This window comes from Arthrobacter sp. H20, assembly GCF_000520515.1.
In the GTDB taxonomy this organism is placed as follows: Bacteria; Actinomycetota; Actinomycetes; order Actinomycetales; family Micrococcaceae; genus Arthrobacter_D.
The window spans coordinates 13,530-28,951 of the sequence record NZ_KI914741.1 but is presented as its reverse complement, the minus strand read 5'-3'; the positions used below and the strand labels follow the sequence as shown (position 1 = coordinate 28,951).

The window sequence follows — 15,422 nt, the reverse complement described above, 5'->3', positions numbered from 1 at the left end:
GCACTTCTCCACCCTGCCGATCAAACAGGCGCTGCAGGACCTGTCTGAGGCAGGGATCGCCGTCGAGATCTCCCAGACCGCTGGAACCTACGTCTGCAATCACGTGTTCTACGGCCTGATGGACCTGCTGGACACATCCGCCGACAGCGACAGCGACGGCGACGGCGACAACGGCGCCCGAGGTGGGTTCATCCACGTCCCCTATTCCCCGGAACAGGCCGCCGCCCACGGCACTCAGGGAATGCCAGTCGCCGAGATGGCTGCCGCGCTTCGTCTCATCGCCCTCACCAGCCAGTTGACGACGTCGGACCTTCGCCTGGCGGCCGGGGCAGAACACTAGCCCGGCAGAACAGGGCCACCGACTCTGCTACTCGATCTGTGAGCAGGAGACGGTGCCGGTGCCCGCCAGCCCGGCCGCTTGGGCGGTGATCGTTGCTTCACCATTTGCAGTTTCGTTCGGTGTGACAAGACCCGACTCATCGACGGCAAAGTCGTCGCGGTTAGTGGTCCAGACAATCGGTCCCACATCCACCGGTTTGCCCGCGGCATCGACACCGACGGCGGTCATCGGTTGGGTCGCCGGAGAACAGACCCGTGCGGTCGCCGGCTCGACGACGATCCTGACTGGGGCGCTGGGCGGATCGATGACGGTCAGCGACGACGATCCTTGCAGGCCGTTCCACCCGGCGATGATCGCCGTATCGCCTGGCGACGCCCCGGTGGCAAGACCGCCAGCATTCACTGATGCGATTGCAGGACTGGTGGATCCCCACGCTGCCGCTGCAGAGATGTCCTCGGTGCTGCGGTCACTGAACTGCGCCACTGCCGTGAATTGCTGGGACGAGCCGGTCTCCACCGCCGGGGTTGGTGGGGTAAGGATGATCGACAGGGCAACGACGCCGACTGGCAGGACGGTCAGGGACGCTTCGCTACCGATCCCCTCAGCTGCACCGGAGATGGTGGCCGTGCCCGGGCTGATGGCGGTCGCGAGACCGAACCCGTCAACCGTGGCAATCCCGGGGTCCAAGGACTTCCACCTGGTGTGGTCTCCAACGTCGCGGGTGCTGCCATTCTCCAGCTGAGCCAGTGCCACAAACTGGACGGTTCCTCCCAGGGTCACCGTCAGGTCAGCAGGGTCAAGGACTAGGCCAACAACATCATCGTTTCCCGCGGCGCTGCCCCCGATCCAGCCTGGCGTCAACGCCACCACCGAGACAAGCGCGATTACGACGGCTACCGCCGCTGCGGTGGTCAGGGCAACCCGTTGACGGTACAAGCGCATCCCTGTCAGGAGGGCCCGGTCAATCGACGCCGGATACAACTCGACCCGGTCGCTCGCCCCTGCCACAAGGAAGTCTTGGAGCCCCCTGTTCATGGCATTGCCTGGTGTGCCTCGGCCTTGGCGGTGCCGGTCCGGAGATCTGCGCGTACCTGATCTATTGAACGGTCGGTGATTGCCGCGATCTGGCGCGATGACAGGCCAGCAAAGTCGTGAAGCACGACGGCGGTCCGCTCGGGCCGATCAAGGCCCGAGAGCAGGGGACTGGTAACTGCCCCCGAACGGACTGGTCCGGATGCCCAGCGATGGTGCGCGGCGACGAGCCCCACGAGATTGCAGATAACGAAGGTGCGAAGGTCCTGGGTCACCGGGCCCCTCCACGCCGTCGTCGCTTTGGACCAGGAGGCTTCGAGCAGGTGGCTCGCGATGGCCGCGTCGTCGCAGAGAAGCTGGGCGCACATTTCAAGGTCGCAGCGCTGACGGTCAAACTCCTGGCGCAGCGCATCCTCCCGGTTGGAGACCGCGGTGGTCACCTTCACGCCCACCGGGAACCCGAACTCCACCTCCTTGACAGAAGGGAGGACCACAGCGGAGATGATGAGGGCCGTCCCGATAGCGATCAGACCCAGGCCGTAAATCCCCAGCCCCAAGAGCCCAAGCCCCGACCAGTCGCCGCCTGACGAATCGAGTGGCAAGAGGATTCCTGCACCAACCAAGGCAACACCGGATGCTCCCAGCACAAGCCGTTTGGGAGTCAACAGCGGCCGCCACGACCGCTTGGGAACATCACACACGATTCACCCGATTCACACCGAACCCGGTCTTCGTAGTAGCACGCAACGCGTTACGACGCCGTTATCGTGAATCGGGATTTATAGCCGGGTCGCTGTCACCACGGTTATCCCGGGGGCTCGATGCGCCAGCTAACCGTAACGCTGCAGACAACTGAGGCTTCGCCGGGCTCGACGGGCATCGAGGACTCTTCGGCCCTCATGGCGCGCAGCACTGGACGGGTCGCAGTTCCAGCCTCTTCGGTAACGCTCTCTACCGCACCGAGAGTGCATCCAGCCAGGTTGGCCCACCGATGAGCTCGTTCCGCAGCATCGTGCCAGGCCGCCGTCTGGGCCAGTGCTGACCTCGCCTCCGGATCCGAGAAACCGAAGGACACTGAATTGATGCGGGCGTCATCGGCCCCGGCGTTCACGACCGCGTCGAGCACAGCAGAGGCCGACGCCAGTTCACTGACAGTCACAGCGAGATCCTGTGAGGCGACGTATCCGCTGACCCGCTGCTCCTGGCTCTCTCCCCACAGGATTTCCGCCCGCAGCCCAATCTGCCGGGTGGCTCGGGTCAGCCCGGGTAGCTCCAGCGCGTCGAGCGCGTCGAACACGCGGGATGCAGCATCCGCAGCCCGCAGATAGGCGTGCGGTGCTGTCGGGCGGCGGACCTCAACCCCAATGCCGAGGTGCAGGCGGTCCGGCATGCCGGTCACCGAGCCCGAGCCGGTCACGGTGATGGTTGGAATTGCGGAGCCTTGGTTCATGACGGTTCCCTTCTGATGAGCGCAGCCTTCAGACGTGCAGCGAGCGGCCGCACTGGGTGTTCGACGTACCCGCCGTCGGCCAAGCCCGCGCGACGCTCAAAGATATTCAGTGATGCGTGGTCACCGGTCCGGAGGAGGGAGAACGCTGCCGCACCGAAGTACAGGGGCAGGAAAGGTAGGCCTAGACAGGCGGCGTACTGGGTGCTGTGCCGTGCTTCATGAGCCAGCAGGGCCGGGCGGAGCTGACCCTGGTCGGGCACGAAGCGGCACAGGATCACGTTACCGACGGTGAACGCGCCCGCCACCGGAAGGGCCCCGGTATACCCAAAGGCGAGAAAGAGGCCATCAGGGCCGGGCCGGACGTCGCACTGCTTTCCCTTCGCGAGGAGGAGCCCTGCCGCGGTGGAGAGATTCATCCAGTTGAGCAGCCATCGCATTCTGTGGGCAGACGTCATGGAAGTCATCCTAGTACGGGCGCTGATGCACCCATTGGGGAGTCTGCGCAGGTGTTAGCTAGACTGGCAATGTCTGCCAACGGTCACCGGATCCGCGGTGCTTTACCTGTTGCCCACCACCACCAGAGGTATGAACATCCTGATGTCTGACTCCACACAGCCGGGCGGACCCGCCCACGCAGCGTCCGCCGTCGTCGACGTTCCATCCCCGCTGGATGCTGGGAGTATTGGCGCGGCTGTCGACAGTGCTCTCAATGACATTGCCGCAGCGGCCGATCTCGACGCCCTCAAACAGGTCCGCCTGGCCCACACTGGTGACAAGTCGCCGCTCAGCCTCGCAAACCGGAGCATCGGTGCCCTCGCAAAGGAAGACAAGGCAGCAGCAGGCAAAAACCTCGGGCCAGCCCGCGGCGGAATCAACTCGGCGCTCGCAGCCCGTACCGCAGAATTGGAAGCGGAGCGCGACGCGCGCATCCTCGTGGAAGAGGCGGTGGACGTCACAGCCGCGCCTCGTCGTCGTCGTGCCGGTGCACGCCACCCGCTGTCCACCCTGCAGGAGCGCGTCAGCGACATTTTCGTGGGGATGGGATGGGAAATCGCTGAAGGCCCCGAACTGGAATCGGAGTGGTTCAACTTCGACGCGCTGAACTTCAAACCGGACCATCCTGCCCGTGACATGCAGGACACCTTCTTTGTCGAACCCCCCGAGGCTCACCTGCTCCTGCGCACCCACACCTCACCCGTCCAGGTGCGCTCCATGCTGGAACGCCCCCTGCCGCTCTATGTGCTGTGCCCCGGCAAGGTGTTCCGGACCGACGAACTCGACGCCACCCATACTCCTGTTTTTCACCAGTTCGAGGGTCTGGCCATCGACCGGAACCTCAGCATGGCCGACCTGCGCGGCACCCTTGAGCACTTTGCCCGGTTGATGTTTGGTGATGACGCACAAATCCGGTTGCGTCCCAACTTCTTCCCGTTCACTGAGCCCTCAGCGGAACTGGACATCTGGCACCCTGGCGCCAAGGGCGGTCCGCAGTGGATCGAGTGGGGCGGCTGCGGCATGGTCCACCCCAATGTGCTGCGCGCAGCGGGAATCGACCCTGAGAAATTCTCCGGGTTCGCCTTTGGCATGGGCATTGAACGCACTCTGATGTTCCGTAACGAGGTAGGCGACATGCGGGACATGATCGAGGGCGATGTACGGTTCAGCGAGCACTTCGGGATGGAGATCTAAGCATGCGTATTCCACTTTCCTGGTTGCGTGAATTCGCACAGGTCCCAGCAGGCGCTTCAGCCGAAGATGTGATGGCCGAACTGGTCAAGGTGGGCCTCGAAGAAGAGGCAGTCCACCGGCCCACCGACACCCTGTCCGGGCCTATCGTCGTGGGGCAGGTGCTCTCGGTAGTCAAGGAGCCACAGACCAACGGCAAAACCATCAACTGGTGCCAGGTTCGCGTGGTCCCCGAAGGCCAGGCCCAGACGCTGACGAACGAGGGCATTGACCCGTCTGGGGTGCAGGGCATTGTCTGCGGCGCCCACAACTTCGTCGAGGGCGACAAGGTGGTGGTCACCCTGCCGGGCGCGTTGTTGCCCGGCGACTTCCGGATCGCCGCCAGGAAAACCTACGGGCACGTGTCTGCAGGCATGATCGCCTCCGTCAGGGAACTTGGGATCGGCGATGACTACGACGGTATTCTGGTGCTCTCCGTCCTCGGGCTCGACCCGGAGGTCGGCTCCGACGCCATGGAGATGCTCGGGCTCTACGACCAGGCAGCCGAAATCAACGTGACCCCGGACCGCAGCTACTGCTTCTCGATTCGCGGTGTCGCCCGTGAATTCGCCCACGCCACGGGAACGCGGTTTACTGACCCGGCAGCGGCGGTCACCGTTCCTGCTGCCGTCGGCGACGGGTACTCCGTGCGCCTTGAGGACCAGGCGCCGGTGTACGGAAAGCCTGGCTGCGACCGATTCGTTGCGAGGACCGTGCGCGGCGTCGACGCGGCGCGCCCCACCCCGCCGTGGATGGCCTCCCGGCTGCGCCTGGCAGGTATCCGCTCCATCTCCCTGGTAGTGGATATCTCCAATTACGTGATGCTCGAACTGGGGCAGCCGCTGCACTTCTACGACCTGGAAACACTCTCCGGCGACATAGTGGTGCGCCGGGCAACCCGGGGAGAAACCCTCAGGACCCTCGACGACAAGGTTCGCACGCTCGACGTCGATGATCTCCTGATCACTGACTCTTCCGGTCCGATCGGCATCGCCGGGGTGATGGGCGGCGCCGTCACCGAAGTCCACTCGGAGACCTCCAACGTGCTAATTGAAGCCGCGCACTTCGACGAAGTCTCGATTGCCCGCTCACGACGACGCCACAAACTCCCATCCGAGGCTTCGAAACGCTTCGAACGCGGCGTCGACTGGAAGATCGCCGATGTGGCGGCGCAGCGCGCGGTCGACCTGCTGGTCGAGCTCGCCGGTGGTACCGCCGACGACGCCGGAACCGACGTCGGAACTCAGCCCGATACCGTGGTTATCGACTTGCCGGCTGGCTATGCAACCGGGCGCATCGGTATGGACTTCACCGACCAGCAAATCACGGGGGCCCTTACGGATCTCGGCGCGCAGGTGCAGCCGTACGGCGGCGGTTACACGGTCACAGCACCCAGCTGGCGGCAGGACCTGCAGATCAAGGACGACCTCACCGAGGAAATCGCACGACTGGTGGGCTATGACAAGATCCCGTCACGGTTGCCCGTGGCACCACCCGGCAGCGGCCTATCCCGCGTCCAGGTGCAGCGCCGACGCGTGCTGCAGGCACTGGCCGACGCCGGACTCACCGAGGTCCTGTCCTACCCGTTCGTTTCGCTGGGAAGCAACAACACCTTTGGCTCGGCGGATGCTTCGGAGCAGCCCTCGATCAAGTTGGCCAACCCGTTGAGTGCCGAGCTGGGCTACCTGCGGCGCTCGGTGCTGCCCGGCCTGATCGAGGTGGCCAAGCGAAACCACTCACGTGGTTTCCGTGACCTGGCACTGTACGAGGCGGGACAAGTGTTCCTGCCCCGTGAAACGGTCGGCAGCTTCCAGATTCCCCAGTTGGGCGAACGCCCCTCCGAAGAGGTTCTGGACGGACTGGACGACGGTCTTCCCGATCAGCCCCTGACCATTGCGGCAGTCTTCACCGGCAATGATTCACCGGCGGGCGCCAACCACCAGCCACGGCCGTGGGATTGGGCCGATGCGCTCGATGCAGTTCGACTGATGGCCGACGTCGTTGGGGTTGACCTGGAGATTGCACAGGGCGAGCACCAGGTGTTCCACCCCGGTCGGACGGCGCGGATCTCGCTGCGGACGGGTGAGCTACTGGGTTATGCCGGAGAACTGCACCCGAAACTCCTCGCTGCGCACGATCTGCCAGTCCGCACGGTGGCGCTGGAGATCAATGCCGATCTCCTGTTCGATGCTGCCCCGGACGTTATCGTCGCGAAGCATCTTTCGACGTTTCCTGCCACCACCCAGGATGTCGCACTGGTCGTCGACGGCGGCCTGCCAGCCGACGCCGTCCTGTCGACGTTGCGCGAAGGGGCGGGGGAACTCCTGGAAGACGTGCACCTGTTTGACGTCTACGACGGCGCCGGGATCGACGAGGGGCACAAATCGCTCGCGTTCGCGCTGCGCTTCAGGGCGCCTGACCGCACCCTCACCGCCGATGAGGCGAGCGCCGCCCGGGACGCCGCTGTCCACCTGGCCGCCGAACGGCACGGCGCCGTCCAGCGCTAACACTGTCCCGCCGCAGCGACTTACCGCGGTGTAGGTCTCCCCAGGTTCTGCGGCAAATGGGTCAGGCTTGCGGCGTGTTTGACGCAACACGCCGTGGACCGGCCGAGAAGGTGGGGAGACCCGCACGGGTCCGGCTCAGGGCAAACGCCCTACGGAATGAGGAGCAGCTTTCCAGTCGTTTTGCGTGCCTCAAGGTCCTCGTGGGCCTGTGATGCGGCTTCCAGTGGGTAGGTTGCTCCGATCCTGACCTGCAGGGATCCATCAACCACTGCAGCAAAGACCTCTGAAGAGCGCCAGCGGCGTTCCTCGACGGTAAGTAGATGATCGAGCAGCTTCGGCCGGGTGAGATAGACCGACCCGGTGGCGGCCAGGCGCTGCGGGTCGAACGCCGGAACCGGCCCCGAGGCGGCGCCGAACAGCACCAGCGTTCCGCGCTTCCGCAGCGACGCCAGCGACCCATCGAAGGTGGCCCGGCCCACGCCGTCGTACACCACATCCACTCCAACACCATGGGTGAGGTCGCGGACGGCGGTGTCGAAGCCTTCGTACCGCAGCACGTCGTCAGCTCCGGCTTCCCGGGCCAGCGCTTCCTTCTCGTCGGTGGACACGGTGGTGATGACCCGTGCGCCCTTGGCTTTGAGTAGCTGGATCAGCAAAAGCCCCACCCCGCCCGCACCAGCATGGGTCAGCACGGTCTGCCCAAGCTGAACAGTGAAGGAGGTGTTAGTGAGGTAGTGGGCCGTCATGCCCTGCAGGGGGAGCGCTGCAGCGGTTTCGAAGCTGATCTGCTCCGGGACCGGCAAAGCCTTCCCAGCATCGACCAGGGTGAACTGGGCGTACGTGCCAACTCCCTCGGCGAACGCCACCCGATCGCCGACGGCAAAGCCCGATGCATCGGGGCCGACCGCCACCACCTCACCGGCAGCCTCGGCGCCCGGTGTGAACGGGTACTGCACCGGGTAGTAGCCACTGCGCTGATAGGTCTCGATGTAGTTAATGCCTGCTGCCGCCACCCGGACCTGCAGCTCGGAGCCGGACGGTCTGGGCCGATCCACCTCGGCCACCCGCAGTACTTCGGGTCCGCCGGCCTGCTGAACAACAATGGCTGTGGGCATCGGGACTCTCCTCGATCGGGGTGACTGACTGAAGCTGTGATCCCATGCTAGATCGACCTCACCTGAACCCGAGATTGATGCATAGTTATGTGGCTCGCTGTATATTGTTGTTGTATCATTGAGCCATGACTATTTCGGTAGCGGTGTCAGGTGCCAGCGGCTATGCCGGTGGCGAAGTGCTGCGCCTGCTCGCGTCCCACCCCTCGGTGACGATCGGCGCCATCACCGCCCACAGCAGCGCTGGGTCCCGGCTCGGAGAACTGCAGCCCCACCTCCATGCCCTCGGCGACAGGCTGCTCGAGGAAACCACAGTTGACAACCTCGCCGGTCATGAAGTCGTTTTCCTGGCTCTGCCCCACGGTGCGAGCGCCGACCTTGCCGCCAGACTGCCCGCCGGGACGCTCGTGATCGACGCCGGCGCCGACCACCGGCTAAGCGATCCCCTCGCCTGGCAGAAGTTCTACGGAACGGCCCATGCTGGCACCTGGCCCTATGGGCTGCCCGAACTGCCCGGTCACCGGGATAGGCTACGCGGTGCCCGCCGCATTGCCGTCCCCGGTTGTTACCCCACCAGTTCCCTGCTTGCCCTCGCGCCCGGGTTCGCCGCAGGACTCCTGCAGCCCGACGACGTCGTAATCGTTGCTGCCTCCGGCACCTCAGGCGCGGGAAAGTCGACCCAGCCGCACCTGCTGGGATCCGAGGTGCTGGGCGGGATGAGCCCCTACGGCGTCGGTGGCGGGCACCGCCACACTCCCGAGATTGAACAGGGCCTGTCGCTGGCTGCCGGGACACAGGTTCAGGTGTCCTTCACCCCCACGCTCGCCCCGATGGCCCGCGGCATCCTCACCACCGCCACCGCCAAGGTGGTGCCCGGGACCACTGCCGAACAGCTGAGGGATGCCTGGATAGCTGCCTACGACGACGAACCATTCGTCACAGTGCTGCCTGCGGGTCAATGGCCCGCCACCAAGGCTGTGCTCGGCTCCAACTACACGAACCTCCAGCTGGCCCTCGACGAACACGCCGGCCGAGTGATCGTCACCTGCGTGATCGACAACCTCACCAAAGGCACCGCTGGTGGGGCCATCCAGTCCATGAACATTGCCCTCGGTCTTCCCGAGACCCAGGGACTCACACTGCAGGGAGTAGCACCATGAGTATCACAGCACCGGCCGGATTCCGGGCCGCAGGTACAGCTGCCGGGCTCAAGGCCTCGGGGAAGGCCGACGTCGCAGTGGTCGTCAACGACGGACCGCTGCACCACTCGGCGGCAGTCTTCACCTCAAACCGGGTCGCCGCAGCGCCAGTGCTCTGGTCACGCCAGGTGGTTTCCGACGGTCGGGTGGACGCCGTAGTGCTCAACTCAGGGGGAGCGAACGCCTGCACCGGTGCCGTTGGCTTCCAGAACACCCACGCCACCGCCGAATACGCTGCCGAAGCCCTGAGCATTTCAGCAGGGGATGTGTTCATCTGCTCCACCGGACTGATTGGTGAACAGCTCCCCATGGACAAGCTGCTGCCCGGAGTCAACGATGCGATCAGTCAACTCTCCACCGCTGGCGGACAGGGCGCGGCAGAGGCCATCATGACCACTGACTCGGTGCCGAAAATTGCCCGGCACCCCGCCACAGCTGACGCCCCGAGCGAGGGGTACTCGATCGGCGGGATGGCCAAGGGCGCAGGAATGCTCGCCCCAGGCCTGGCGACCATGCTGGTGGTGCTGACCACTGACGCAGTGCTGGACCCGGGTCAACTGGAGACGGCACTCCGCGCGGCCACCCGAGTCACCTTTGACCGGACCGACTCGGACGGGTGCATGTCCACCAACGACACTGTGGTGCTCCTCGCCTCGGGTGCCAGCGGGGTCACCCCCAACGACGCCGAATTCACCGACTCCCTCACCCAGGTCTGCCACTCGCTGGCCCAACAGCTCATCAGGGATGCCGAGGGCGCCAGCCACGACATCGCCATCACCGTTGTCAACGCGGCCAGCGAGCTCGACGCCGAGACAGTGTGCCGCTCGGTCGCCCGCTCCAACCTCTTCAAGACAGCCATCTTCGGAAACGACCCCAACTGGGGCCGGGTGCTCGCAGCGGTGGGCACCACCAATGCTGCCTTCGAACCGGACCAGCTAAACGTCAGCATGAACGGTGTGCAGATCTGCCGCAACGGAGGCATCGGTGACTCAAGGGACCTGGTGGACCTCACCGGCCGGGACGTCACAGTTCAGATCGACCTCAGCGCCGGGACCGAGACCGCCACCATCTGGACCAACGACCTCACGCACGAGTACGTGCATGAAAACTCGGCATACTCGTCGTAGCGAGCACTCGCCGAACTAAGGACATCATGAATTCAGTCATTGCCGCCCAGGACAAGGCAGCGACCCTGATCGAGGCGCTGCCCTGGATCCAGCGGTTCGCCGGCACCACTATGGTCATCAAATACGGCGGTAACGCCATGGTCAACGATGACCTGCGCCGTGCCTTCGCCGAGGACATCGTCTTTCTCCACCACGTCGGAATCCGTCCGGTAGTTGTCCACGGCGGCGGACCGCAGATCAGTTCCATGCTGCAGCGGCTCGGTATCGGCTCGGAATTCAAGGGCGGGCTGCGGGTCACTACCCCTGAAACCATGGACGTGGTCAGGATGGTGCTCACCGGTCAGGTGGGCCGCGAGCTGGTCGGCCTGATCAACTCCCACGGGCCCTACGCGGTTGGGCTATCGGGTGAGGACGGTGGGCTCCTGCAAGCCACCCGCACGGGGGCTGTCGTCGACGGCGTCGAGGTGGATCTTGGCCTGGTTGGTGAGGTGGTGGGCGTCAATCCCGCCGCCATCCTCGACATCCTCGAGGCCGGCCGGATCCCGGTGATCTCAACAGTCGCACCCGAGATCGACGACGACGGCGACGGCACCAACCAGGTGCTCAACGTCAACGCTGATACAGCCGCCGCAGCCCTGGCCCAGGCACTTGACGCCTCTAAACTGGTGATCCTTACCGATGTGGAAGGGCTGTATGCCAACTGGCCTGATAAGTCATCGCTCATCTCCTCACTTACCGCCAGTCAGCTTCGTGCCATGCTGCCCCAACTGGAATCAGGCATGATCCCCAAAATGGCCGCCTGCCTCACAGCTGTTGACGGCGGAGTGGAGCGAGCACACATCGTTGACGGCAGACTGGCACATTCAATGCTGCTGGAGACCTTTACCACGGCCGGCATCGGCACCCAGGTGGTACCTGATGAGGACAAATCATGACCGAGCTCACCCACACCGACCACGCAGGACTGGATCTGCCGCAGCAGGACGCATCGGGCGCTGACTGGCTGGACCGCTACAGCTCAGCACTGCTCGGCGTCTTCGGCACCCCCCAGCGGGTACTGGTCCGCGGCGACGGCTGCACCGTCTGGGACGCGGACGGCAACGAGTACCTTGACCTGCTCGGCGGTATCGCCGTCAACGCGCTCGGCCACGCCCACCCGTTCGTCACCTCGGTCATCTCACGCCAGCTTGCCACCCTTGGCCACGTCTCGAATTTCTTCACCAGCCCCACCCAGATTGCGCTGGCGGAAAAGCTGTTGCAGCTGTCCCAGGCACCCGACGGGTCGAAGGTGTTTTTCGCCAACTCAGGCACCGAAGCGGTTGAAGCAGCCTTCAAGCTTGCCCGACGCAACAGCGCCCCGGCGACGGACGGTAAACCCGCCCGGACCCGGATTCTTGCCCTCGACGGCGCCTTCCACGGCCGCACCATGGGGGCCCTCGCCCTGACCGCGAAGCAGGTGTACCGGGAGCCGTTCGAACCGCTGCCCGCCGGAGTGGAGCACCTACCGTTCGGGAACATCGAAGCACTGGTGAACGCCGTCGACGAGACAGTTGCTGCAGTTGTCATTGAACCCATCCAGGGCGAGGCGGGAGTCCGCCCGCTGCCTGTCGGCTACCTTGAGGCAGCCCGCGAGCTCACCACGAGGTCAGGCGCACTGCTGATCCTCGACGAGGTCCAGACGGGGATCGGGCGCACCGGCTCCTGGTTCGCCCACCAGCCCAGTGGCATCGTTCCGGACGCCATGACTCTCGCAAAAGGGCTCGGCGGCGGGTTCCCGATCGGCGCGCTGGTCACGTTCGGCGACACAGTTTCCTCACTGTTGGCCCCTGGCCAGCATGGCACCACGTTCGGCGGAAACCCCGTCGCGACGGCAGCTGCGCTCGCCACCCTCCACACCATTGAGGTAACCGACCTCCTCGGGCACGCGCGCGACGTCGGAGCCTGGCTGCGCGCTGAACTGGCCACCATTGACCAGGTCACCGAGGTTCGTGGGGAAGGCCTGCTGATCGGATTCGACCTGGCGGGCGACTACGCAGCGGCAGCCGTGAGCGAAGCGCTGAACCAGGGCTTCATAGTGAATTCACCCACTCCGAATACGCTGCGCCTGGCACCGCCGCTCATCATCACCCGGGACCAAGCTGCCACCTTCACCAACGCGTTGCCCGGCATCCTGAGAACCGCAAAGGAAACCACCCCATGACCCGCCACTTCCTGATCGACACCGACCTCACCCAGGCAGAGCAGACCCAGATCCTGGACCTGGCCCTTGAGCTCAAACACGCACCATATTCGCGCGATACCTATGCAGGGCTCGACGACCACGGTGCTTCCACAGCAGGCCGCAAGACAGTAGCGGTCATCTTCGACAAGACCTCCACCCGGACCAGGGTCTCCTTCGCCACCGGCATCGCTGACCTTGGCGGGGTCCCGCTGATCATCGGGGCGGGGGAGTCGCAGCTGGGGCACAAGGAATCCATCACCGACACCGCCAGGGTGCTCGAACGCATGGTCTCCACCATCGTCTGGCGCACCTACGCCCAGAAGGGCCTTGAGGAGATGGCCGCGGCGTCGAAAGTCCCAGTGATCAATGCCCTCTCGGACGACTATCACCCGTGCCAGCTGCTAGCCGACCTGTTGACGATCCGCGAACACAAAGGCACCCTCGCCGGGCTGACCCTGGCCTACCTGGGCGACGCCGCGAACAATATGGCCAACTCCTACCTGCTCGCCGGGGTCACAGCCGGCATGCACGTCAGGGTTGCCGGCCCCGCGGGGCACCTGCCCCGGCAGTCGGTGATTGACCTGGCCACCGCCCGGGCCGCTGAGACGGGGGGCTCAGTGCTCGTCACCACTGACCCCGGCACCGCGCTGGTCAGCGCCGACGTCGTCGCCACCGACACCTGGATCTCCATGGGCCAGGAACCGGACAGCGCGGACGCCAAGGACGCAACGTACGAGCTGTTCAGCAGCTACGGCGTGGATGGGGCGGCCATGGCACAGGCAGCCCCGGACGCCGTCGTGCTCCACTGCCTACCGGCCTATCGCGGCTATGAAATCGCCGCCGACGTGATCGATGGCCCACAGTCAGTGGTCTGGGATGAAGCTGAGAACAGGCTCCACGCCCAGAAAGCCCTGATGGTGTGGCTGATGGACCGGCGATGATCCCAGTGCAGCCCACGACCAAGACCGCGCGTCAGGCGAGGATCCGGGCGATCCTCACCGGACAGTCGGTTCGCTCGCAGGCAGAACTCGCGGCACTGCTGGCCGACGACGGCGTCCTCGTCACCCAGGCGACGCTCTCGCGCGACCTGGTGGAACTCGGAGCCGTGCGCGTTCGCGCTGGTGAAGGCACCCTCGTCTACGCAGTGCCCGCCGAAGGGGGTGGACGGACCCCGCAGAGCGGAGTCACCCAGGAAATCCTCGATTCCCGGCTGGCCCGGCTCTGTTCGGAACTGCTGGTCACTGCCGAGGCATCAGGCAACCTGGTGGTCTTGCGGACCCCTCCGGGCGCCGCGAATTTCCTTGCCCTGGCCATCGACCATTCGGTGATGCCCTCGGTCCTGGGCAGCATCGCCGGCGACGACACCATTATGCTGGTGACCCGCGACCCGGCCGGTGGGCCTGAGGTCGCTGAACGCTTCCGCCAATTCGCTCAAGACCCCATGAACAAGCCACTTCCCTGAACAGCTAAACCTCAACACACTAGGAGCAAAACCCGTGACTGAACGCATTGTCCTCGCCTACTCCGGCGGACTAGACACTTCCGTGGCCATCGGCTGGATTGCCGAAGCAACCGGCGCCGAGGTTATCGCCGTCGCCGTCGACGTGGGACAGGGCGGCGAATCCCTTGAGGAGATCCGCCAGCGCGCCCTGGACTGCGGAGCCGTCGAAGCCTATGTTGCCGACGCCCGCGAGGAATTCGCCAACGAGTACTGCATGCCAGCGCTGAAGGCCAACGCCTTGTACATGGACGCCTACCCGCTGGTCTCGGCCGTCTCCCGCCCGGTAATTGTGAAGCACCTGGTCGCAGCGGCCCGCGAATTCGGCGCCACCACTGTGGCCCACGGCTGCACCGGCAAAGGTAACGACCAGGTGCGTTTCGAGGTAGGCATCCAGACACTCGGCCCGGATCTGCGGTGCATTGCCCCGGTGCGTGATCTCGCCCTGACCCGCGACAAGGCCATCACCTTCGCCGAGGAACACAACCTGCCGATCCAGACCACCAAGAAGAACCCGTTCTCGATCGACCAGAACGTGTGGGGGCGCGCGGTGGAGACTGGCTTCCTCGAAGACATCTGGAATGGACCCACCAAGGACGTCTACGAGTACACCGATTCCCCTGAGTTCTCGCCCGTCGCCGACGAGGTCACCATCACCTTCCGTGAGGGAATCCCCGTGGCCATTGACGGTGTGGCGGTCACCCCGCTGCAGGCCATCGAGCAGCTTAACCGCCGCGCCGGTGCACAGGGTGTGGGACGCATCGACATCGTCGAGGACCGCCTGGTCGGCATCAAGAGCCGCGAGATTTACGAGGCGCCCGGAGCCATGGCACTGATCGCCGCTCACCGCGAACTGGAAAACGTGACAGTCGAACGCGAGCAGGCACGGTTCAAGAAGACAGTCGGCCAGCGCTGGACCGAGCTGGTTTATGACGGCCAGTGGTTCTCTCCCCTGAAGCGTTCACTCGACACCTTCATCGATGACACCCAGAAGTATGTCTCAGGCGACATCAGGATGGATCTGCACGGCGGGCGCGCCACAGTAACCGGCCGCCGCTCCGAGACCTCCCTTTACGACTTCAACCTGGCCACCTACGACACGGGCGACACCTTCGACCAGTCGATGGCCCGGGGATTCATCGAAATTTTCGGTCTGTCCTCCAAGGTCGCCTCCGGCCGCGACGAGCGGGCGGGCCGGTAGCTGTGGCGGG

Annotated in this window: 14 protein-coding genes and 1 pseudogene; 10 read left to right on the top strand and 5 right to left on the bottom strand. The window is 65.0% G+C overall.

Annotated elements, in window-relative coordinates:
- Window positions 1–340 (top strand): annotated as a pseudogene (locus tag Y703_RS20955) (pyroglutamyl-peptidase I); the annotation flags it as partial.
- Between the two features lie 27 nt (window positions 341–367).
- Here Y703_RS20955 and Y703_RS19730 read toward each other — a convergent pair.
- The 4 genes from Y703_RS19730 to Y703_RS0112410 all read right to left on the bottom strand — a co-directional run bounded on the left by Y703_RS19730 (window position 368) and on the right by Y703_RS0112410 (window position 3,277).
- Window positions 368–1,375: an Ig-like domain-containing protein gene (locus Y703_RS19730; RefSeq protein ID WP_035764996.1), complete on the bottom strand. Its 1,008-nt coding sequence runs from the start codon at window positions 1,373–1,375 to the stop codon at window positions 368–370.
- Window positions 1,372–1,974, bottom strand: a complete 603-nt coding sequence (locus tag Y703_RS0112420) for a sigma factor-like helix-turn-helix DNA-binding protein (protein ID WP_155849522.1) — start codon at window positions 1,972–1,974, stop codon at window positions 1,372–1,374. Before Y703_RS0112420 ends, Y703_RS19730 begins: the two co-directional genes overlap by 4 nt.
- A gap of 203 nt (window positions 1,975–2,177) precedes the next feature.
- Complete coding sequence (locus Y703_RS0112415) at window positions 2,178–2,822, bottom strand: SIMPL domain-containing protein (RefSeq protein ID WP_026552956.1); 645 nt, start codon at window positions 2,820–2,822, stop codon at window positions 2,178–2,180.
- A complete protein-coding gene (locus Y703_RS0112410) occupies window positions 2,819–3,277 on the bottom strand; it encodes a hypothetical protein (RefSeq protein ID WP_026552955.1) in 459 nt (152 codons plus the stop codon). Before Y703_RS0112410 ends, Y703_RS0112415 begins: the two co-directional genes overlap by 4 nt.
- Before the next feature lie 142 nt (window positions 3,278–3,419).
- On the opposite strand from Y703_RS0112410, the gene pheS reads away from it, so the two are divergent.
- Together pheS and pheT are read left to right on the top strand one after the other, a co-directional pair.
- Entirely contained in the window at window positions 3,420–4,511 is a 1,092-nt protein-coding gene (gene pheS, locus Y703_RS0112405) for a phenylalanine--tRNA ligase subunit alpha (protein WP_026552954.1), read from the top strand.
- 2 nt (window positions 4,512–4,513) lie between these two features.
- Complete coding sequence (gene pheT / locus Y703_RS0112400; protein WP_026552953.1) at window positions 4,514–7,054, top strand: phenylalanine--tRNA ligase subunit beta; 2,541 nt, start codon at window positions 4,514–4,516, stop codon at window positions 7,052–7,054.
- 149 nt (window positions 7,055–7,203) lie between these two features.
- Here pheT and Y703_RS0112395 read toward each other — a convergent pair whose 3' ends face one another.
- A complete protein-coding gene (locus Y703_RS0112395; protein ID WP_026552952.1) occupies window positions 7,204–8,169 on the bottom strand; it encodes a quinone oxidoreductase family protein in 966 nt (321 codons plus the stop codon).
- 125 nt (window positions 8,170–8,294) lie between these two features.
- Between Y703_RS0112395 and argC the strand changes: the two genes are divergently transcribed.
- From argC to Y703_RS0112360, 7 genes are read left to right on the top strand one after another with little or no spacing between them, the layout of a single operon-like run.
- On the top strand, window positions 8,295–9,326 hold the full coding sequence (gene argC / locus Y703_RS0112390; RefSeq protein ID WP_026552951.1) for an N-acetyl-gamma-glutamyl-phosphate reductase: 1,032 nt from the start codon (window positions 8,295–8,297) through the stop codon (window positions 9,324–9,326).
- The gene (gene argJ, locus Y703_RS0112385; RefSeq protein WP_026552950.1) at window positions 9,323–10,492 is read left to right on the top strand and encodes a bifunctional glutamate N-acetyltransferase/amino-acid acetyltransferase ArgJ; all 1,170 of its coding nucleotides are present in this window, start codon (window positions 9,323–9,325) and stop codon (window positions 10,490–10,492) included. Before argC ends, argJ begins: the two co-directional genes overlap by 4 nt.
- 26 nt (window positions 10,493–10,518) lie before the next feature.
- Window positions 10,519–11,427, top strand: a complete 909-nt coding sequence (gene argB / locus Y703_RS0112380; protein WP_026552949.1) for an acetylglutamate kinase — start codon at window positions 10,519–10,521, stop codon at window positions 11,425–11,427.
- Entirely contained in the window at window positions 11,424–12,692 is a 1,269-nt protein-coding gene (locus Y703_RS0112375; RefSeq protein WP_026552948.1) for an acetylornithine transaminase, read from the top strand. Before argB ends, Y703_RS0112375 begins: the two co-directional genes overlap by 4 nt.
- Window positions 12,689–13,654 carry an ornithine carbamoyltransferase gene (argF, locus tag Y703_RS0112370; RefSeq protein ID WP_026552947.1) on the top strand — a complete coding sequence of 322 codons (966 nt, stop codon included), beginning with the start codon at window positions 12,689–12,691 and terminating at the stop codon, window positions 13,652–13,654. Before Y703_RS0112375 ends, argF begins: the two co-directional genes overlap by 4 nt.
- The gene (locus tag Y703_RS0112365; protein WP_035765048.1) at window positions 13,651–14,175 is read left to right on the top strand and encodes an arginine repressor; all 525 of its coding nucleotides are present in this window, start codon (window positions 13,651–13,653) and stop codon (window positions 14,173–14,175) included. Before argF ends, Y703_RS0112365 begins: the two co-directional genes overlap by 4 nt.
- A 34-nt stretch (window positions 14,176–14,209) precedes the next feature.
- A complete protein-coding gene (locus tag Y703_RS0112360; protein ID WP_026552945.1) occupies window positions 14,210–15,412 on the top strand; it encodes an argininosuccinate synthase in 1,203 nt (400 codons plus the stop codon).
- Window positions 15,413–15,422 lie beyond the last annotated feature (10 nt).

What these genes read in the sequence shown, in the direction of transcription:
- Y703_RS19730 (WP_035764996.1), bottom strand. Translation starts at nt 1,375, where the DNA reads ATGAACAGGGGGCTCCAAGACTTCCTTGTGGCAGGGGCGAGCGACCGG.
- Y703_RS0112415 (WP_026552956.1), bottom strand. Translation starts at nt 2,822, where the DNA reads ATGAACCAAGGCTCCGCAATTCCAACCATCACCGTGACCGGCTCGGGC.
- Y703_RS0112410 (WP_026552955.1), bottom strand. Translation starts at nt 3,277, where the DNA reads ATGACGTCTGCCCACAGAATGCGATGGCTGCTCAACTGGATGAATCTC.
- pheS (WP_026552954.1), top strand. Translation starts at nt 3,420, where the DNA reads ATGTCTGACTCCACACAGCCGGGCGGACCCGCCCACGCAGCGTCCGCC.
- pheT (WP_026552953.1), top strand. Translation starts at nt 4,514, where the DNA reads ATGCGTATTCCACTTTCCTGGTTGCGTGAATTCGCACAGGTCCCAGCA.
- Y703_RS0112395 (WP_026552952.1), bottom strand. Translation starts at nt 8,169, where the DNA reads ATGCCCACAGCCATTGTTGTTCAGCAGGCCGGCGGACCCGAAGTACTG.
- argC (WP_026552951.1), top strand. Translation starts at nt 8,295, where the DNA reads ATGACTATTTCGGTAGCGGTGTCAGGTGCCAGCGGCTATGCCGGTGGC.
- argJ (WP_026552950.1), top strand. Translation starts at nt 9,323, where the DNA reads ATGAGTATCACAGCACCGGCCGGATTCCGGGCCGCAGGTACAGCTGCC.
- argB (WP_026552949.1), top strand. Translation starts at nt 10,519, where the DNA reads ATGAATTCAGTCATTGCCGCCCAGGACAAGGCAGCGACCCTGATCGAG.
- Y703_RS0112375 (WP_026552948.1), top strand. Translation starts at nt 11,424, where the DNA reads ATGACCGAGCTCACCCACACCGACCACGCAGGACTGGATCTGCCGCAG.
- argF (WP_026552947.1), top strand. Translation starts at nt 12,689, where the DNA reads ATGACCCGCCACTTCCTGATCGACACCGACCTCACCCAGGCAGAGCAG.
- Y703_RS0112365 (WP_035765048.1), top strand. Translation starts at nt 13,651, where the DNA reads ATGATCCCAGTGCAGCCCACGACCAAGACCGCGCGTCAGGCGAGGATC.